We start from the raw sequence: 18,726 nt of genomic DNA, 5'->3' as shown, positions 1-18,726 counted from the left end.
AGGAGAGAATTATGGAAAAAGTAATTGTGTACACTGATGGCGGTTGCAGAGGAAATCAAAATGAAACAAATGTTGGTGGCTGGGGAGCAGTCTTATCATATAAAGGGAAAGAAATTGAATTGAAAGGCGGCAAGCTAAATACAACTAACAATGTGATGGAACTGACAGGTGCAATTGAAGCTTTAAAGTACATAAAAACAAATAACATACATATTGAAGTCTATGCTGATTCTGCATATGTGGTTAATGGCATGAATAGCTGGGTGAAGAATTGGATTAAAAACAATTGGCGTAAATCAAACAAGAAACCCGTTGAAAACAAAGAGCTTTGGATGGAATTAAACGATCTTGTTAAGAATCAAGTGTCAGTCACATTCTTAAAAGTTAAAGGACATAGTGGAGATGCTGGAAACGAAAAAGCGGATGAGTTGGCCAACCAAGCAATGGATGAGCTTGAATAGTAAATAAAAGATGCATTTTAAACTGTGTTTTCAACTTTTAATTCTATTATACTGAAAATGAGAAATTATTGTAAAATTTTATGTTAAAATTATTTAGAGTGCTTATAAAATATGGAGGGATCGATTTTGGAAGAACCATTAAAAATGCCAAAAGTTTTTATATCTTATAGTTGGACTTCAAAAAAACATCAGGAATGGGTACTAGAATTAGCAAAACGTTTAAAAAGCTCTGGAATCGAAGTGATTTTAGATGTTTGGCATCTCAAAGTAGGACATGATAAACATTGGTTCATGGAGCAAATACAATCGGATACAGTCGATAAGGTTCTCATTATTTGCGATAAGAGCTATATGGATAAAGCAAACAATAGAGTTGGAGGAGTTGGAAATGAGACTCAAATAATCACTCCAAGTGTTTTCGAAGATGTTAAGCAAGAAAAATTCATACCCATAATAAGTGAAAGAGATATGTCCGGTAACGATTATATTCCCACATTTATTAAAACAAGAATGTATATTGATCTATCTAACACAGAGCAATATGAAGAAAATCTGGAATTGCTAATTAGAAATTTATATAATGCTCCCCAATACAGGGAACCTGCACTGGGGAAACCGCCTGCATTTTTATTCGAAAATGAAATCGATCACTATGAAACTAATACAGTGTTGAGAAAAATGAAAAGTGCTTTAGAAAATAATCCATCTAGAATTGAATTTCTTTCAGAAGAGTTCATTGATGCTTTTATTGAATGTCTAAATGAGTTGCAAATCTCAAATGATTCGATTCAAGATGCTAGTATGCTTGATGAATTAGTTAAAGATAAAATTGATAAATCACTTCCATTAAGAGATGATTTTATAGAGTTCTTAAAGATATTAATAGAATCGGATAGACTAGACTCAGAAATTTTTGTTGAATTATTTGAAAGAATGTTTGTTTTCACACACAATCCACCAGGTATACAGTATTCTTATGAAAGCCAGCTTGATCAATTTAAGTTTTTGTTGCATGAAATAGTCTTACACACATTTTTGTTCCTGTTTAAATATAGAAAATTCAATATAATTACCGATCTTTTAGATGGAGAATACGATTTAAGAGAAGGGAGACTGTCAAATTTATATGAGTTCAGATTTTATCTGCCTTCGTTAGAGTCACTAAACTCAAAATTAAAATTAAATAAAATAAGCTACCATGCAGACGTATTAATCCAAAGATCGAAGAAATTAAAACAGGAATTAATTAACACTGATCTACTGCTGTTTCATTTATTGCGTATAAGGCATCCTAGGAATTACTGGTTTCCTGTAACTTATGTTTATAATAAATATAACCTTCCTAATATTAAGTTTTATAGCAAATTAAAGTCAGAGAAATATGCGGAGAGTGTTCTTAGTGTATTTGGTTTGAAGTCGATAGAAGAGTTGAGAGATAGGATTGCGGGATTTGGTGATTCGGTAGGTTTTCAAAATGCATTTGATAAAGCACCTACCCCAGTGCGATTTATCAGGACAGAAGAAATAGCGACTAAGGTATAAAAATAGGCGTCAATTAATAATTTTTTAATTGACGCCCAAAACAAAATTGAATAAAAGGATTTCAAAGGAATTTGAAGGGGCGATGTACATGTCTAGGAATGAAAGAGCTTTAGATTATTTAGATAAAGCAGCTGATCAATTTCGTTATACAGATGTAGATGACTACAAATTTGATGTAGTTGATGTTGTATGGAGGATTGAGGATATCAAAAAAATCATTAAAGGGGATGTATCTGTTAGCAATTAAAATGATAAATTACATATATTTTGTATATCAAACAGCGAAGTTTAATCTTTTCTGGTATAAGATGCACCATAAAGCAGACATAAGCATCTTTGATAACTGCAGCTGGAAGTCATATATAGCCTATAAACAATACAAGAAGGATGGTGAAAGACATGGACAAGGTAATTTTTAAAAAGGATGTTGCTTTTGCGGAGAATCCTAACAACCCAGTGTTTAAAAAGAACAAGGAATACGAAATCCTAAACGAGGATAAAGAATTCATTTATGTTGGTTATAAACCAAATTCAAATGAGTGCTCACAGATACCAAAGACTGATGAAGGGATATTGTTTGAATATAAATAACACACATCTTGAGGGAGATAATACATATGAGCAATATGAAAAAATTGATTAAAGAAAACGTTAAGTTGAAAATGAAGCTGGCAGCGAATGAGGAGGCCATTCTTAAAGAGAAAGAAGAAATGAGAAATAGCAAATTGATTAAAATCATGATGAATGATCGACACTCTGGTTTATCAGTTTAGATGAAATCGTGATTTTAATCTGAAAGAGGGAAGAAAATGAATTCTTATGTCTTAAATCTATTAAAAACCACGCAAGAAAAAATTGAAGGGTTAAAAGAGCAACTAATTGAGTTAGAAACTGAACTGCTAGGACTAGAAATTACATATAAAAATCGCTATGCCGTTATTATTCATGTTGATTGGGAGAATAATTCTTTATTATTGAATGTAGATGATTTATATGAAGAGTGGGTTGTATTTAAATAAAGCTAGGGGTAGAGAGGGGGTGTATCAAAACTATGGCGTTTAGAAGCCGAAAGTTAAAGAGCGAACAAGGGGATTTTATTGATAAGCCTATACACTGCTCGTTTTGTGGGGAAATGCAAGCCTTTCACTCAATTCATGGCGGTCATGTTGGGTATAAATATGGCGGAGGGAAAAAATCGTGCCAATCTTGTATTAAAATGATGCGCAACGAAGAAGAGAGGCTGCAAGAGGAAGAATGGGGTTATAAATCATTAGGGGAAAAAAAGGCTATGCGAAGTTTTGGCATTAGATAAAAGATAGTTTTTAAATAAATTATAAATGGAGGACAGCTGATATGACTTTAAATGACTTATTGAAAAGAGTTTCGGAAGAAGATAAGGATAAAATGCTTTTATATACTGATGGGAAAGGTTGGGCTAATGTAAATATTCGTATCGATGATAGTAATATTTGGATTTTTGATGACGAATGCAACAGCCCATTTTCATCTGATAAATAAACAATAAATTCAAGCAGTATCCATATAAAGGTTTTATTAACAAGTGGCTAAGGGGTTATGTAACGGAGAGATCAAGCTCTCCATGATTCGAAGGATGGTATACGGAGTTTGCCGTGCTTAGTCTTAAATCTGTGCTTAACCTTACATACAATAGGATCTATAAATACATATTTGTCAGATTCAGATTTTACTTGTTTCATAGAGTGGAATTTACTTCGTTCTTCACGTGGCATAAATTCCATAAATCCAGCTGATGATCCATCTGGATAGGAAAGAAGGAATTTTACATCTTTCTTTGTATAGCCCGTAATGAGAACTTCGGTGTATTCATAATTAATGACTTTAAGCCAATTATGAGACCGTTTATTTATTTCATAAGGAGAGTCAGCTCTTTTGAGTACGATTCCCTCTAAGCCCTTTTCTTTGATCAGGTTAAAGTAAGATAGCCCGTCACCTTGAATTCCTGAGATCACAAAGACATTAGGGTGATTCAGTTCAAGTGAATAAAGAAGGTTCTTACGCTTACTGAGCGGTTTAACTGCAATAGAATATCCATCTTTAAAAATAATATCAAAGACACAGTAAACAATACTATGATCTGATTTTTTGGACATAAAGCGTTCCATTATAGCCTCAAAATCAGAAGCGCCATCTCGAGCAGCTACAATAACTTCACCATCGAGAACTGTACCATTTGGGATATCTAAATCCAAGAGTTCTGGGAATTTGCTTGTTACTTCGTTGTTATGTCGGGTGAATAGCTTTATCTGATCATTAAATTTGGAAAGAATGAGTCTTATTCCATCAAATTTAAGCTCTGCAATATAACTATCGTCATCGAATGGTTCTTTGATCGAATGCAATAACATTGGCGATACGAACAAAATATCACCTCCTACATATATCATATTAACTAAGAGATGGTGTTATATAAAGCGAAAGGGCAGTGGTACTTACTGGGATTGTATATGCATTAGCGATTATGAATAATACGAAAAATTAAAAAGGAAGTGATGCAATGTCTATAAAACCACTTAAAAGAGTGATAATTAAAAGCACTGAAGATGGAATTGAGATTAGCAGATTGCCAAATAATAAAGAAATAGTTAGTAAAATCAATGAAATTGTAAGGTTTGTAAATACCTTGGATAATAAAAAAGCCGATAAGCCAATAAAAAATCTATTTTAATAAATAAGAAACGGGTGATGCAATGTCTGTAGTTGGAACTGAACAAGTGCAGGTGTATATCGAAGGAACGTGGATTGAACAGTCATTTGAAAACTTAAAAAGTGGCCAAATATTTAAAATGCTGCATGAAGAAGGCATCGGTGTTTACACTGCGGTTAGCAACGCTTGGTACGATGAGTTATACGAGCAATGGATGGTACATATTGAAGAGGATCACGGTGGATTAATTAAAAAATAACATATATCAAATGGGACAAAACAGAGATTTCATATAAATCAAGGAGGATTGAAATGGACTATTTTTATGAGGATGAATTTTACAATGAGCCAAATGAGTTTGAAAAACAAATCAATGAATTTAAGGAAAGTTTGTTGAAATCAGTAAAACAAGAATATTTGAGTGAAATGGAGCAACTGAAGAAGGAAAACAAAGAACTCCAAGTAGTAAGAGAGAATTTAGATACTATTGAAAAAGAATACAAAGAGAAATCAAGAAGGTTAGACAGGGAACGCCACAACATGGAAAGGGAGTTGAAGAACAAAAGACTCTCAGAACTTATGAATGGTTCTGAAGTTATTATGTACAAAGCTTACCCATCAGAAGTAGCCCAAGATAAGTGTTCTCAGTGTAATGAAAATAGGCAAATAGAATATGTTACGCCACTTGGCAATAAAGCATTTGAAAATTGCTCTTGTTCTATTAAAAAAAGAGTTTATATCCCAGAAGAATACATACGCTATTCTTTTTCACTTGTGAACTCAGGTGGCCATCAATATGTAAATGCTTTTTACAGAAAGAACGGGAGTGATCGTGATGAGTATTTCTCTTATGATGATAAAATTCGAGCCGAAAATATTTATAACATAGAGATGAAGTTTGATCAATTGAATAATTATAATACGTTTTTCAAAACTGTTGATGAGTGTCAAAGTTATTGTGATTTTTTAAATAAAACTCAATAAAAGTAATTTTTTAAAGAGAAAGAGTGATTTCAACCACTCTGCAATATAGATACTGCTAATTGCAAAAGTAGAAGAAAAACCACTGTTGCAAGAGAACTAGCTAATAAGCTCTTCGTCAATACATACACCGCCTTTAATGCTTATATTAGCAAATTATGATGGCGAATAGATTAAAAGAAAATTACGGAATGATTACAAATATATAGAAGCCTAGCAGCTTAGGAGGAAACGAAATGACGAGCGTAAAAACTGAATTAAATAGGCTCATAGAAATCACTGAGAAAGTATCCCCAAAAGTATTTATTAATCAAAATAATGAGTTGATCTTAGTTCCAACCAAAAATATTTATTTTAGATTAGAGGATGTTAAAACAGAACTTGATTTAAAATGTAAGGTTTTAGCTTGGCTATCTCGACCAAGTTGCAAAGGAGTAAGTCACTACTGGCAAAAGAGAGTGCTTCAAATATTCAATGAGTTTTTAGGGACTAACTTCTCTAAAGAAGAAATGGACAAGGTTTATACTCACTTGGGAAATGATGTTAATAGAGAATTGAGCGTTAGTTTTATTGAATCAGGTTATGACCTGTCGGTATTACCAAATGAACAACTAGCAAAGGAGGAGGCATGATGGATATTGTTATCAGATATATTTTCAAGCATCGTTTTTCAGGAAACATCGAGATCAGAAGATACTTAATCAGGCAACTAGAAGAGCGGTCAGCACAAAAGCTGTCGCCATGCTTCAATGAGACCGATTACGAATTGATTGCACGGAACTTGTTTACTGGATTGATAGATTCAGAAGGAAATGAAATTTATGAGGGGGATGTCATCTTAATCACTTATGACGAAGCCTTTTCAGAACTCCCTTACTATATTGGAGAAGTTAAATTTAGGGCTGATGACAATTATCCTGCATTTGATTTGTTGCCGTGGATTGACTGCGAAATGAATGCATTAAGCTGGTTGAAAAGCGAATGCGATCCTTCTGTGAAAAGATATTCAGTCATCGGCAACATTTATAAAAATCCTGATCTATTGGTGGAAACGATATGAACGAAGCTATTCAATTTCTAAGAAGATTGCAACAAGAATTGAAAACACAGGATGTTGATTGTCAGGCTGCACCACGATTTTGGGTTGTAGGTGACTATAAGTGGGTTGAAGCAAATGGAGGAAACGCTGAGCGATATTCTGTTTACTTACCTAATGCAGCAGAATCTTATCCTGTAAAAGATTACATTGAAAATGCAAAAGAAGACGGAGAATTTAGTGGTGATCAATTAAAGGAACTGGATGAATGCAACAATGACTACGATGAAATTTTAGAATGGATACAAAAATACGAAGATGAAGGAGCAGAACTCTTTCCTGAGAAAAAAGTACATATAAAAAAGGACAACACATTCTTTATCACAAAAGAAGAAGCCAAAAAACATATTAAGGCGAACAGTCATCATTACACTAGTGAAGCACACACTTACGCAATGACAGCATGGAGAGCAGCGAAAGTCGCTAAATTGTGGGAGATCCTACAAGAATTTGATTGGGAGAGTGTGGAGATTAAAAAGGAGGGAACGGTACGGAAGGAAAAAGAGCAAACTTTTCAAAAACGATATGACTATCATATCTCACAAAAATATGAAGCAATGGCGGGGAATTATGCTGATTGGAGCAGTAACACAGATGCTGTAAAACATCACGCAATGAGTGCAAGCCTTGTTTATCAAGACGCATTAACGGTAGGCATTAGGTTGAAAGCGGAGGGTGACTGATGGCAAAAGTATTGTTGAATCAAACACTCTATCAATGTGAACAGTGTGGAAAACGTCTTCTTACGCCGCATGGTGCTAAGTTACATGAAACTAAGTATTGTTCAGTTGTTATACAAAGAGAAGCAGAAATTGAACATAAGAAACGTCAGGAGTCATGTGAACACAAAAACATGGAAATGAGCTATATTTCGCCATTGGGAGAAGACCACTTGCAGATACCTGACTTTGAATGCTGTGCAGACTGTGGCATGACAGAAATGGATATTGAGAAGTAAAAGAAGGAGGAAGTAAAATGAAATCACATGATATTATTCGTGTTCAACTTTTTTATGGGGGACTACCGATAGAAGAAAACTTCTTCTTATACATCGAGAATGCCCAAAAATGCTTTGACCAACACATAAAGGATCATTCTAATGATCTAGCATCAAAAGAGGATTTACACGGGTCAGAGCCATTAAAAATACACACAAAAATTAACGGAAGAGACAAGGAAGCCACAATGCACGTTTGGAACAAAGTTTCTTCTGAAGATGAAGAGTACGATATTGAACCGATGTCTGTTTTGCTGGAATTCATAAAAGCTGGGGATTGAAAGGGGAATGAAAATGACAATTGAAGTGTATTTGAAAATGAGGAAAAACGGTAAAACACTAGAGGAAATACAACGAGATAAGGCCTTGAGCGAAGGTACTGTGCACACTCTTGAACTTGGTTATCAATGTTATCTAAAACGATTGCCTCTGGATAAAGCGATTGAAATCATTAAGGAGGTTAAATGTGAAGTCGATAGAAAAATCACTATTGAAATTGGAGAGAAGTCTTGAAACAACCTCTAATAAAATGGAAAAGTGGAAAAGGCAGCAATTAATACTGATTACATTGATTAACCTGAGTGTAATCACAATCGTAGTAGGGATTTGCATTATTTATATTTTTAGATAAAAACAACCTTTTAACGAAAGTGAGGAATCTAATGTTAAGTGAATTAAAGCAGGCCACATTAAATAAACAAGCTGATTTAGATTACTTGTGTAATGCATATTCAACCATTCTCAAGGAAAAAGACAATGTTTTAAGCAACCTAAATACATACTTAGCAAGTCTAACCATTGCCCAAAAGAATTTATTTAATGCTTTAGACAAGGAAGCAAAGAGAAAGTTTTCAATAAATATAAGACAAGAAGTTTTGCAGCTTCTTAATGACTATGTTGGAAGCATATACGATGGATGTAGTGTCAAAATATCTACTGCAAACTTAAACCCCTTCACAATTATAAGCGATAAAGGCAGTGTTCTTAGAGTAAATTGGGAATCAAAAACATACGGCCGAACAGTTGAATGGTCTTCAGAAAAGTATTACGAGAGAATGAATCAAGACCTTGAAAGTGGAATTCGAGAGTCTGAAGCTACTATTAACCGGTACACCGAAATTTTAAAAAGACCTCTAATTGGACTTTTAAAAGACAACAATCGATTTATTAAGAATCCAGTTAGTTATATAGCAAAACAAAGTTCTACCTTGCTGGTTCATCCATTTAAAAAGAAAGAATACATAAATATACTTACACAATTGATTAAAAACTATGAAGATGGAATTAAATCTAGTCACAAAGAAATTAAAAGGAATCATGAAACAAGGAAAAAAAAGAGAGAGTTAAAGCCTGAAATAGACAAGATATTTAAAGTTTGGGAAGAACATTTAAAAGGGCTGGGTTTTAGAGAGATTAAGTCTAACTCACCTGAACTTTATTAGGAGGAGAAGTGTTGAACGCTGAAGCATTAATTAACAAATTACAAGCAGATAACAGAATGTTAAGAATCGAAAATGAGAAATTGAAACACCTTTTAAGTAATATTGAGCATCGTGGAATGGAAAAGGATATTAAATTAAAAAGAAAGCAAATTTATTGAGGGGGATTGAATTGACTGGAACTAAGTATAAGACGGAGAAACGTAAGGCAAACGTAGGCGAGCAGATTTTAATTACGGAAGACGCCTTCTCATTTGGACGCTTTAAGAGGGGCGATGTATTTATCGTAAGAAGTACAGACGGTATGGGTGTTAGGGGCGAAGTTAATCGTTTTATTTATCATTACGAATATGAAGTCATCGTCGGAGAACACACGCCCGCACCGAACCTAGACGAAATGGACTATGACGAATTAATTGCGCTAAGCGAAGCCGTGATGAAGGCGATAAGAACACGTTCATATAAGCTAGGCTACGATCAAGGACGTTTTGATGTGGAAATTGAGGCGGTGCATGGTACTTATGAAAAGTCCGATCAGCAGAAACGGGATGAGATCGTTGCGCAGGCGAAGGAAGACGTTAGGGTACTCTACTATAAAGACTACATTGTAGATACCGATTTTATCGTAAACGCTGAAAAAAGAACTGTTGTAGCCTTACGAAAATCAAAAATGTACGGACATATTAAGAGTAAAGGAATCGCCAAATGCGTCCCTAGTGACTGCTTCAACGTTCATATCGGGAAGGCTATTGCGTTAAGACGTGCGTTAGGACTCGAAGTGCCGTCGGAATACTTGAACGTCCCGCAGCCGACAGATGTTCGTGTGGGTGACATCATAGAAGCTGCCGATTGTTGCGGTGAAAAATACAGATTTAAGGTTGGTCTTATTGAAGATGATAAAATTTATGATGTTAGAGGAGATGGAACTTATACATACTTGGACGCAGCTGTTCGATATTTAAGATCTAATGCTACGAATCCAAAAGCAATTGACGATTCGAGAGTGGGTGATGGCGAGTGAGTATTAAAGTAAAATATAAATTGAGCAACGCAAAAAGAAAAACTAAGAATTGTATAATTAAAATCTTAGACCCATTGGCAAAGTTAGAGATGAACTTATACAACAGAAGATATCGTATAACTGTAAATAAACTCACAAAGGATAAAGCCATTAAAATCTTTACAAAAGCTATTGTTAATTATGTAGTAAGATATCCAACTGATGAACATCATTTTATTGTTGCAACTTTTGTTGATGAAAACTATATTGCAGAGGAATGTATGGCAAATTTCAATTTCAGTAGATATTTTAAAAATAAAAAAGGCAAAATAGCTCATAGTAAATTTGGGAAAAGTATTGATTTTCAATTAAAGGTTATCGATGTTTTAAAAAATATTAAAGATTTGGAAGTGGAAGAATTCATTGATAATTTTGGATGGAGCAAACCGAGAAACTATCAAAAATCAGTGATAATTAAGTTAAGGGGAATAAAATGAAATACGATAAAACATTCGTTTTAAGCGATATACATGGTGAATTGGCTAAGTTTAAACAGCTACTTCAATATTGGAAACACGATGAAGAAAACCTGGTTATCCTTGGTGATCTAATTGATAGAGGAGAACACTCGCTAGAGGTCGTTCAAATGGCCATGGATCTACAGAAAACTTACAATGATCAGGTTGTTGTTCTAAAAGGGAATCATGAAGAAATGCTCTCGATTTTCTTATCAGAAAAAGATTATGAAACAGGCGATTGGTACTTTAATAATGGTGGGAACAGAACATGCGAAAGCTTCACACATTATAGTTTCCCATTATATTTCCACAGTTATGAAGAGAGAGCTAATAAGATGTTGCAAGTGTCCAATAAGGAAATTCAATTTCTTAAGCAGTTACCTCTGTTTTATGAATTTGGAGATACGCTTTTTGTACATGCGGGGATTAATCCTCATTTAAGTGACTGGAGAAAATCCGTTGAGAAAGATTTCCTATGGACTAGAGGTCATTGGAACCATCCAAATGAAACAGGAAAGACAGTCATTTTTGGACATACCCCAGTTAGACATATTCATGATAGTGATGATATTTGGATGAGTAAATGCAGATCATACATAGGCATTGATGGTGGCGCAGTTTTTAAGGGCCAGCTTAATGGCATAGTGATCGATAAAAAAGGACAGATTCTAGAAAAATATAAAGTATAGAGGTGATTGTATGACGGTTGTTTTAAGTCCACAGATTCACGAGGCAGTTGAATACTTTAAGAAAAATCTTGGCTATTCAGATAAACATCTATATTTGGGTTTAGTTCAATTTGATGTAATGAAAGATAAAAGCCCTGAGTATGCTGATGAGATTTACAATTTCTATAAAGAAAAGCCAGAAAGCTTTGTTGCAGCTTTTAAGCATGGGTATGTGGTTGAACGGCCAATCGAGTTCAACCAAGCTATTGTAAGATTCTTCAATAAGGAAGAATTAAGCGTCAAAAATAAGAATTCGGGTAAGCGTTATAAAGTTCGTCTTGAGATGAAAAAGTATCCAGCAGGTTTTGAACTGAGAACAATGGATATGTGGAATTGGAGTGAGGTTACAGCAAGTAATGAATAAACTCATAGCGTTATCAGGTCATAGCGGCGGCGGTAAAACAAGTCTAATGCGTCAAGTCATGAGTAATGAAATAGTATCATTTACGACCAGGAAGCCGAGACAAGGTGAAATTGATGGCGTAGACTATAAATTTATCAGTCTTGAAAAATTTGAAGAGTTAAAGGAACAGGGTAAACTAATTGAACAAGTTGAATACAGTGGTAACTATTATGGAATTGATCAAGAAGAATTTGAAAATAAGTTATATAGAGGTGATGCATTTGTCATTGTTGATTATCATGGGATGAAGCAGATCAAAAAGATATATTCTAACTGTGTCACGGTGTTTTTATATACACCTTATGATCAAGCGTACAATCAGATGATTAAAAGAGGAGATGCATTGGAAAAAGTTGAACAGAGATTGAGGTCATACCATCATGAAATAGAAAATAAGAAATACTATGATTATGTAGTAAGGAATAATGCAGGGAAATTTAAAGAATCAATAAAGGTTTTAAAGAGTATCATAGAAGCTGAGATGCCTTCTATATGAAATAGGAACTGAATATGAAGAAAATGATTAGTCACAAGGTCTCAGATTTTGTGATTTTTCCATTTTACCCTTGATTTAACAATTGTAAGTGCTATCATTGCAATTGAATTAAAAAAAGGAGTGATTATTTGTTTAAAAAATCTATATTTACAATTGTTAGCTTTGTTATGTTGTTTTCAATCTTGATTAGTGGTTCTGCTTCTGCAACAAGTATAAGTGAAACAAAGTATGAGGATGCTATTAAAGAGATTAAAAACTCACAAGAAAGCTTTTTGGAGTACTTAAAAGATGCAGCACCGAAGAATGAAGAAGAAGCAAGTGAAATTGCTGCAGAATATTATTCAGAAAATAAATTGAGTGATGATGTTTTAGGTAGTTACTACGAGAAGAAACGCAACCTGTTGCCAGGAATTAAATCTGGAGACAGTTTTGATATTGGCAAGTACATAGAAAAGAATGTATCAGCCGATGAATTTGAAGCACATGAAATCGGCAACGGAATCAAAGTTATTTTCACTGATTCTCCAACTTATTTCATTACTTATGCTGGAGAAAAGAAAGCTAAGAATGGTGAAGTTTCAACGAAAGCCACTTCTAAAGAGTACGAATTTACGTACAGAGCTAAGAACATGTTCGGATTGCAATTGTTTAAGGTATATAACTCTGCATATTTTGTTTATGGAGGTAAAGAACCAAGAGCAACTCAAACAGATGCTTATTATAAAAGAGGGCAAACATCTACTTGGAAAGCCGAAAACTGGAAAAAAGGAACAAAGAAAGTGAGTGGTAAAGCAGTAGCCTACGCTCAAGGGAACTTTACAACAGGCTTTTCAGTTGGAGGGTTTGACCTTATAATGGAAGAGTGGCATATTAGTAATGAAATCCACTGCAACAACAAAGGGAAAGTTTCATTCTACGGAAATCGATTATAGGAGAAATTAAAAATGACAATGTTAAAATCAAAATTGTTTCGTGTTGTGTTTTCAATATGCTTTTTTTTAACGCTCATGATTTGTCTTTTTAACATGGCCGTGTTCCCTGGAACACCAGCATCATACTATGTGGTGCTAATAAGCAAATTTATTGGTGTGAGCTTGTTTAATGGTGTATTTTATGGAACATTGTTTTACTTGGTAATAACATTGATTAATTATCTCATTTCAAAAACATCTAAACAAAATTAGTAAGAGGAGAGCGGCTTAAGCCGTTCTTTTTTAATTCTAAATAAAACTGTCATTTTAATTTAAAAATAACATACAAAAAGTATTGACTAAAATACAAATTACATATATTATAGAGTTACAGTTAAAGAGGAGGTGAGCATATGAAGCTATTGAAAGTAAGTAAAACAGCTGCTGATACATACAGAAAGACAGTTAAAGGACGAAGTAAATTCTCTGACGAGAAGATTCAAAAGAAACTTAATCGACACATTATCTGCTTAAAGGAAAGAGAGCCTGATAGAATTATTAAACAAGGGCTGCTGGGCAAGGTTTATCTTTATGGCAATTTAATGATTAAAGTGAGGTGGGGAAAGATTGTAGAAGTTATTAATCTGCCTCACAAACTAAGAATCGAAAAACGCTTAGAGGATAGTGTATTCCAGGCAATTGAAAACCAATTAAATGACAAATAACATACATAAAGGAGATTTAACTATACTTATGGCAAAAAAGAAAAGTGATATTAAAATCAATAAAAATCATGAAGGTAAAGAATTTAGCAATTTTTTCAGATTTGTAGGTAAAGTAAAACCTGTTATGAAAAAGGACGATGCAACTGATAGTTGGGTAGAAGCAGCGATTTCTGAATTAACGCAAACGAAAACAGGCAAAGATCGTAAAGTAGTTCAGTTTATTGTAGAAACAGCTAATAGAAATGAGCTAAAAGTCGAGCTTGCTGGAATGGAACAGTCTTTTGTTTATCCTTATAGCTCTAAACATAAAAAGTCTTTTAAACTAGAGTGGGAACATAGATTCGACAAAACCAAGTTTCCAGACGAATCTTATAAAGTAATTGCGACCGATTGGGACTTATGTGATGAACTAGCTGAACTTATTAAACCTGGTATGTGGGTTGATGTAAGAGGAGTGTATGAATTTAGTTCGTTTCAGAACGATGAAGGCGAAACAGTAAATGTAGTTAAGAGAACAATTAAACAAGTTTATCCATTAAAGAATGGGCAAGTTGAAATCAACAATGTTAATTCGGGTGATGAGTACAGAGTATATGATTCAGAAGAAAATGGGACATTACTTGGTTATGGTAAAGCAAAAGAAGAAGTCATTAAAATCAATGTAGGGTGGCTTTCGCCAGAAGGCGGAGATATCTTTATTACTAAATTAAGTAATGGGGAAGAAGGTAAAAGAGCCAAAGCCACATATAACGAAAATGTTAGTGAATCCGATCGAATTAAAGTCATTAATAATGTAGAAAGTTCAATTAGAATTAACAAAGAAGATGGTTCATATGAGTATATTCCATATATCAGAGACTTTAAATCAGAGAATTTTATTGAAATCAATGAATTTGAAATGCAAATCGGCATTAAGAGCGTTTATCAACCTGAAGATTCTAAAGATACGAAGGTGAATGCTGCATTTCTCGGTTATGGTAAAGAAAGAAGTGCAGTATATGACGTTGAATTAACTGTATTTCACAGAGAACCAGAGGAAGGGAAAAGATCGATTGCCGAAGCTTTTGCTAACTTAAACAGATTGGATTTTCTTGTAGTACATGGCATCGATAACAACAGAGCCGAATTTGCTACAGTCGAGGTCGAAGAACCAGAAGAAGACAATCCGTTTGCTGATGTTGCAGAAAAAGTGAAATCCTATGAACAAGTTTCATCTGGGACAAAAAAGGGTCTAGAAATTCAGAATGTATTTGCAGGGACATATGTAAAAGGATTGCTTACTGAAGAAGAGATCACAGGAGAGTCAGATGAACAAGATCCTTTCTCTAATGTTTCAGTTTCAGACGACGATCTCCCATTTTAATTTAAATACATAAGAAAATAAAATACAAATTACATATAAAGAGAGGTCGGGAATTATATGAGTTTCAGAAAAACAGTTAAGAACATTGTACCTAAAGTCGATTTGCAATCCTATATGCTTGGGATTGCTGGGGGCTATAAATCAGGAAAAACGAGATTGTATAAAGAGTTAATTGAAAATTTTTATCCAGGAGATCCAGATGCAGGACTTCTATTAGCTTTTGAGCCAGGATATAACACTTGGGAGTTAGATTCAGTTATTCCTATGCATGACTATGATTGGGAATTCTTTAAAGGTGAAGTAGTAAAAGGGCTGCTCGATGAAGCAAAAAATGGCAGAGTAACAAAGGTTCTTGGAATTGATACAGCAGATAGAATGATGGATATGGCCACAGATTACATTTTGAAGAAATTAAACCAAAAGTACGCAAAAAAAATGAAAACACTTCAGGAAGTCTCTGAAAATGTTAAGGGACTGAACGGCTACATGCTATTAAAGAAAGAAGTTTGGGATCAATTAGATTTTTTGAAAAATGCAGGATACGGCATCATTTGGTTGGCTTGGACTAAAGAAAAAGAAACTACTACCAGAGATGATCTTAAATACAACTCAATTGAATTGAAGATGAGTAAAACAGGAGCCGATATCTTTGAATCTCAAGTTGATTTAATGTGCACTCTGCATAATGAAGTAAAAGTGATGGATAAGAACGGAAATGAACTTGAAGAGAACTTAAAAACTAAAAGTGGCAAAGAACAAGCAGCTAAGTTTCATTCTACAGAAGCGTACATGTACTTCCTCCCTTCAAGTTATATCGGAATTGGAGGAGGGAGATTTACAGATCTCCCTGAGAAGGTTCCGTACGGTGTAGAAAACTACTTAGAAGTCTTTGAGAATGCGGTCAAAGGTCAACTTAAAAAAACTACTAAATCAATTAAAGAACTCAAAAGTGAAGAAGATCAAGTTAGAGAAGAGAAGGCTAAAGAGTTTGTAGATAAAGTAAACGAACCCGACCCTAATAAAATTCTTGAAGAGATTAATTCTCTTGTTTCAGATATTCAGCGGGATAAGAAACTTGAGCTATCAGAAAGATTTAAAGAGGCATTCGGTGAAGGTAACTATAAACAGCTTAAAACTGTTGAAGAATTGAACAAAGCTCTTGAAATTGTTAGATCATTCTTAAATTAAGAGGGGATATCCCCTCTTCAATGTACAAGAGGTGACTGTATGAAAGGCTATAAATGTAGATTCTGTGGTTTGAAAAATGACCATATGCAAATGAAGTGTTATTCAAAACCAACGGGTAAGTTTAACAAAAACGGTTCTGAGAAGATGGCTAGAAAATATGTACATTTAATATGTGACGAAGAATATAAGAAGAATGAAGCATTTAAAGAAAAAGAATTAAAAGAATTAGATGAATTGTTTACATATCTTAAGAAGTTACACAAAATTGATACTCTTGATGGACGAATGATGGAGAAAATCCAAGATCTTAGAAACGGAACAGTAGTGTTTAATAAGAAAAAAATTAAAAGGTATAAAGAAGGAGTACCTTTTAGAGACATTTTATATACATACGAGGTCAATGAAACCTACATAAACGAAACTATAAGTAACATGGTTTTCGCTGCAAAGTGGAATGAGTTTTCATATGTGTTTGCAATTGTTATAAACAACATTAACGATTCAATTGGCGCTACTTCAAATAAAGAAATTGTGATGAATCGTAGAGAGGCGATTATTGATAAAAATTTAGTTGCTCAGACCTCCTATTCTATCGATGAACCGACACAATACACCAATAACAAAAAAGATGTCTTGGATATCTCGGAATTTTTATAGGAGGGTTTAATGGGAAAACACTTAGCTGAATTTGTGGATCCTTCGCAGGTGCATGAGGCTTTATTTGTGGGATATCTTTGGAGGAACCCTGCGTTGTATCAAAGGTATAAGACACATAAAATAACAAACAAAAGCTTCACAGAACAAACATGGTATTTTTACTACACTGTCGGACTCCAAATGTTTGATAATGGGATTCGTGACTTCGATGATAAAACAGTTTACTCATTCGTTGTCTCCAGACCAAAAGAAAAAAACAAAAAAAGCTATATTGATGCATATAACGATTTCGGTGCATTTCAAACGGTAGAAGAAATAATGAATGAGTGTCAGAAAGATACTCAAAATGAAGAATATCACTTATCTGAGATTCAAAAATTTGAAGTGCTTAGAAATATGCAATCTATAGGTTTAATTGATGTAAGTAATGAAGATCAAATAGTTAAATTAACTCGAATGAATTTAAAGCAGCTGCAGATGTATATTCAATTTAAGCAAAAGGAAATGTTTGCTCATGTTAATGCAGGAGAAGTTATCGAGCATGACTTAGTGGACGATTTAACTGAAACCATTGAAGAATTGGATTCTGGCGAATCTATGGGTATCCCACTACATGACTCACCAAGACTTAGTAGGAAAATAAAAGGCTGGAAAGACGGTTCTCTATATTATCTAGTATTAGCTTCTGGGGTTGGGAAAAGCTCGATTGCAATGGAAAAATTTATACTTTCTTTATTTGAAAATCATGAAAAAGCAATCTTGGCCATTAATGAGGAGAGTGTTAAGAAATGGAGATCACTCCTGTTGGCTACTATTTGTTCAAAGATATTAAAGACACCCTTAAATAGAGAGAAGATGTACGAGGGCAAATTTGATAAAGATACTCTCCAGAAACTAAACAACGCTAAAGAATGGGCAGTCGAAAAAGGACAAGGCTTAATTAAAACACTTGAATTAAAGAAATATAGAATTGAAGATGTTTTGAGTAGAGTTGAATTATACAGACCTAAAGGATACAAAAAATTAATACTCGATACTTTTAAGCCAGATAGGTCTTCAAAAGATAAAGCTCGATGGGAGGCGTTTTCTGATTCAGCACAAGAACTACACGATTTAATTAAAGAAGATAATCAGAATGTAGGCACCTTGGCTACTGTACAGTTAAAGCTAGGTAAGGAATCAAGGTTCTTGGATTTAGACGCAACAGGGAAGAGTATGGAGATAAATGAAGTGGCTGCGGTTGTAATGATGGGAAGATTGCTTTATGACGATGAATACCCAGGAGCTAAAACAGCTAACGGTAAAAACAGTCCATACATATTGCACCCTTACAATTACAAAAAAGACGAGTTCGATGGTACGTATTACAAAGAGGATTACAAACTTGATCCTAAAAAGACATACTTAGTTTTATTTCTAGCTAAAAATCGATTTGGGAGTGAAGAAGAGCAGATATTATTTGAAGTTAGCTATGGAATAAATACATTTAAAGAGGTTGCATTAGTTCAAGTCCCACGAATTGGAACGCATTAAAA

The 18,726-nt window shown here is 34.1% G+C and carries 31 protein-coding genes; 30 read left to right on the top strand and 1 reads right to left on the bottom strand.

Going from position 1 to position 18,726, the window contains the following annotated elements:
- Nucleotides 1-11: 11 nt before the first annotated feature.
- The 8 genes from rnhA (at nucleotide 12) to NSS80_RS10415 (ending at nucleotide 3,521) form a co-directional block, all read left to right on the top strand.
- Nucleotides 12-461: a ribonuclease HI gene (gene rnhA / locus NSS80_RS10450; RefSeq protein ID WP_342498252.1), complete on the top strand. Its 450-nt coding sequence runs from the start codon at nucleotides 12-14 to the stop codon at nucleotides 459-461.
- Nucleotides 462-587: 126 nt separating this feature from the next.
- Entirely contained in the window at nucleotides 588-2,003 is a 1,416-nt protein-coding gene (locus tag NSS80_RS10445) for a toll/interleukin-1 receptor domain-containing protein (RefSeq protein WP_342498251.1), read from the top strand.
- 88 nt (nucleotides 2,004-2,091) lie between these two features.
- Entirely contained in the window at nucleotides 2,092-2,250 is a 159-nt protein-coding gene (locus NSS80_RS10440) for a hypothetical protein (RefSeq protein ID WP_342498250.1), read from the top strand.
- 152 nt (nucleotides 2,251-2,402) lie between these two features.
- Nucleotides 2,403-2,594: a hypothetical protein gene (locus tag NSS80_RS10435; RefSeq protein ID WP_342498249.1), complete on the top strand. Its 192-nt coding sequence runs from the start codon at nucleotides 2,403-2,405 to the stop codon at nucleotides 2,592-2,594.
- A 26-nt stretch (nucleotides 2,595-2,620) separates the two neighbouring features.
- The gene (locus tag NSS80_RS10430; RefSeq protein WP_342498248.1) at nucleotides 2,621-2,776 is read left to right on the top strand and encodes a hypothetical protein; all 156 of its coding nucleotides are present in this window, start codon (nucleotides 2,621-2,623) and stop codon (nucleotides 2,774-2,776) included.
- Nucleotides 2,777-2,812: 36 nt separating this feature from the next.
- Complete coding sequence (locus NSS80_RS10425) at nucleotides 2,813-3,022, top strand: hypothetical protein (protein ID WP_342498247.1); 210 nt, start codon at nucleotides 2,813-2,815, stop codon at nucleotides 3,020-3,022.
- Between the two features lie 32 nt (nucleotides 3,023-3,054).
- The gene (locus NSS80_RS10420) at nucleotides 3,055-3,315 is read left to right on the top strand and encodes a hypothetical protein (protein WP_342498246.1); all 261 of its coding nucleotides are present in this window, start codon (nucleotides 3,055-3,057) and stop codon (nucleotides 3,313-3,315) included.
- Nucleotides 3,316-3,356: 41 nt separating this feature from the next.
- Nucleotides 3,357-3,521 carry a hypothetical protein gene (locus NSS80_RS10415; RefSeq protein ID WP_167364616.1) on the top strand — a complete coding sequence of 55 codons (165 nt, stop codon included), beginning with the start codon at nucleotides 3,357-3,359 and terminating at the stop codon, nucleotides 3,519-3,521.
- A gap of 71 nt (nucleotides 3,522-3,592) precedes the next feature.
- On the opposite strand, the gene NSS80_RS10410 is transcribed toward NSS80_RS10415, so the two are convergent.
- Nucleotides 3,593-4,405: an ATP-dependent DNA ligase gene (locus NSS80_RS10410; RefSeq protein WP_342498245.1), complete on the bottom strand. Its 813-nt coding sequence runs from the start codon at nucleotides 4,403-4,405 to the stop codon at nucleotides 3,593-3,595.
- A gap of 134 nt (nucleotides 4,406-4,539) precedes the next feature.
- Here NSS80_RS10410 and NSS80_RS10405 point away from each other — a divergent pair, with 134 nt between their 5' ends.
- From NSS80_RS10405 to NSS80_RS10300, 22 genes are all read left to right on the top strand, one after another.
- Nucleotides 4,540-4,710: a hypothetical protein gene (locus NSS80_RS10405; RefSeq protein WP_342498244.1), complete on the top strand. Its 171-nt coding sequence runs from the start codon at nucleotides 4,540-4,542 to the stop codon at nucleotides 4,708-4,710.
- A gap of 22 nt (nucleotides 4,711-4,732) precedes the next feature.
- The gene (locus tag NSS80_RS10400) at nucleotides 4,733-4,948 is read left to right on the top strand and encodes a hypothetical protein (RefSeq protein ID WP_342498243.1); all 216 of its coding nucleotides are present in this window, start codon (nucleotides 4,733-4,735) and stop codon (nucleotides 4,946-4,948) included.
- A 53-nt stretch (nucleotides 4,949-5,001) separates the two neighbouring features.
- Nucleotides 5,002-5,673, top strand: coding sequence for a hypothetical protein (locus NSS80_RS10395; protein WP_342498242.1), 672 nt, complete (start codon nucleotides 5,002-5,004; stop codon nucleotides 5,671-5,673).
- A gap of 233 nt (nucleotides 5,674-5,906) precedes the next feature.
- Entirely contained in the window at nucleotides 5,907-6,302 is a 396-nt protein-coding gene (locus tag NSS80_RS10390; protein WP_342498241.1) for a hypothetical protein, read from the top strand.
- Nucleotides 6,302-6,730, top strand: a complete 429-nt coding sequence (locus tag NSS80_RS10385) for a YopX family protein (protein ID WP_342498240.1) — start codon at nucleotides 6,302-6,304, stop codon at nucleotides 6,728-6,730. The genes NSS80_RS10390 and NSS80_RS10385 overlap by 1 nt, the downstream gene beginning before the upstream one ends.
- Entirely contained in the window at nucleotides 6,727-7,449 is a 723-nt protein-coding gene (locus NSS80_RS10380) for a hypothetical protein (RefSeq protein WP_342498239.1), read from the top strand. The genes NSS80_RS10385 and NSS80_RS10380 overlap by 4 nt, the downstream gene beginning before the upstream one ends.
- Complete coding sequence (locus NSS80_RS10375; protein ID WP_342498238.1) at nucleotides 7,449-7,724, top strand: hypothetical protein; 276 nt, start codon at nucleotides 7,449-7,451, stop codon at nucleotides 7,722-7,724. Before NSS80_RS10380 ends, NSS80_RS10375 begins: the two co-directional genes overlap by 1 nt.
- A gap of 17 nt (nucleotides 7,725-7,741) precedes the next feature.
- Complete coding sequence (locus NSS80_RS10370; RefSeq protein WP_342498237.1) at nucleotides 7,742-8,044, top strand: hypothetical protein; 303 nt, start codon at nucleotides 7,742-7,744, stop codon at nucleotides 8,042-8,044.
- Between the two features lie 13 nt (nucleotides 8,045-8,057).
- Entirely contained in the window at nucleotides 8,058-8,276 is a 219-nt protein-coding gene (locus tag NSS80_RS10365) for a hypothetical protein (RefSeq protein ID WP_342498236.1), read from the top strand.
- A 149-nt stretch (nucleotides 8,277-8,425) separates the two neighbouring features.
- Entirely contained in the window at nucleotides 8,426-9,205 is a 780-nt protein-coding gene (locus NSS80_RS10360; protein ID WP_342498235.1) for a hypothetical protein, read from the top strand.
- A gap of 11 nt (nucleotides 9,206-9,216) precedes the next feature.
- The gene (locus NSS80_RS10355; protein WP_167364618.1) at nucleotides 9,217-9,363 is read left to right on the top strand and encodes a hypothetical protein; all 147 of its coding nucleotides are present in this window, start codon (nucleotides 9,217-9,219) and stop codon (nucleotides 9,361-9,363) included.
- A gap of 143 nt (nucleotides 9,364-9,506) precedes the next feature.
- Nucleotides 9,507-10,223, top strand: coding sequence for a hypothetical protein (locus NSS80_RS10350; RefSeq protein WP_342498234.1), 717 nt, complete (start codon nucleotides 9,507-9,509; stop codon nucleotides 10,221-10,223).
- The gene (locus tag NSS80_RS10345) at nucleotides 10,220-10,699 is read left to right on the top strand and encodes a hypothetical protein (RefSeq protein ID WP_268417269.1); all 480 of its coding nucleotides are present in this window, start codon (nucleotides 10,220-10,222) and stop codon (nucleotides 10,697-10,699) included. Before NSS80_RS10350 ends, NSS80_RS10345 begins: the two co-directional genes overlap by 4 nt.
- A complete protein-coding gene (locus NSS80_RS10340) occupies nucleotides 10,696-11,409 on the top strand; it encodes a metallophosphoesterase family protein (protein ID WP_342498233.1) in 714 nt (237 codons plus the stop codon). Before NSS80_RS10345 ends, NSS80_RS10340 begins: the two co-directional genes overlap by 4 nt.
- 10 nt (nucleotides 11,410-11,419) lie before the next feature.
- Complete coding sequence (locus NSS80_RS10335; RefSeq protein ID WP_342498232.1) at nucleotides 11,420-11,812, top strand: hypothetical protein; 393 nt, start codon at nucleotides 11,420-11,422, stop codon at nucleotides 11,810-11,812.
- The gene (locus tag NSS80_RS10330) at nucleotides 11,805-12,347 is read left to right on the top strand and encodes a guanylate kinase (protein ID WP_342498231.1); all 543 of its coding nucleotides are present in this window, start codon (nucleotides 11,805-11,807) and stop codon (nucleotides 12,345-12,347) included. The genes NSS80_RS10335 and NSS80_RS10330 overlap by 8 nt, the downstream gene beginning before the upstream one ends.
- Nucleotides 12,348-12,475: 128 nt before the next feature.
- A complete protein-coding gene (locus NSS80_RS10325; protein WP_342498230.1) occupies nucleotides 12,476-13,279 on the top strand; it encodes a hypothetical protein in 804 nt (267 codons plus the stop codon).
- A gap of 392 nt (nucleotides 13,280-13,671) precedes the next feature.
- Entirely contained in the window at nucleotides 13,672-13,983 is a 312-nt protein-coding gene (locus NSS80_RS10320) for a hypothetical protein (RefSeq protein ID WP_342498229.1), read from the top strand.
- Nucleotides 13,984-14,011: 28 nt separating this feature from the next.
- Nucleotides 14,012-15,346: a hypothetical protein gene (locus tag NSS80_RS10315; protein WP_342498228.1), complete on the top strand. Its 1,335-nt coding sequence runs from the start codon at nucleotides 14,012-14,014 to the stop codon at nucleotides 15,344-15,346.
- 57 nt (nucleotides 15,347-15,403) lie between these two features.
- Nucleotides 15,404-16,534 (top strand): AAA family ATPase, encoded by a 1,131-nt coding sequence (locus NSS80_RS10310; protein ID WP_342498227.1) that lies wholly within the window; start codon nucleotides 15,404-15,406, stop codon nucleotides 16,532-16,534.
- A 39-nt stretch (nucleotides 16,535-16,573) separates the two neighbouring features.
- Entirely contained in the window at nucleotides 16,574-17,191 is a 618-nt protein-coding gene (locus tag NSS80_RS10305) for a hypothetical protein (protein WP_342498226.1), read from the top strand.
- Nucleotides 17,192-17,200: 9 nt separating this feature from the next.
- Nucleotides 17,201-18,724 carry a replication protein gene (locus NSS80_RS10300; RefSeq protein WP_342498225.1) on the top strand — a complete coding sequence of 508 codons (1,524 nt, stop codon included), beginning with the start codon at nucleotides 17,201-17,203 and terminating at the stop codon, nucleotides 18,722-18,724.
- Nucleotides 18,725-18,726: the final 2 nt, after the last annotated feature.

Source organism: Bacillus sp. FSL M8-0350, assembly GCF_038593345.1.
Classification (GTDB): domain Bacteria; phylum Bacillota; class Bacilli; order Bacillales; family Bacillaceae; genus Bacillus; species Bacillus safensis.
The sequence above is the reverse complement of the archived record's forward strand: the minus strand, read 5'-3'. Positions and strand labels throughout refer to the sequence as shown.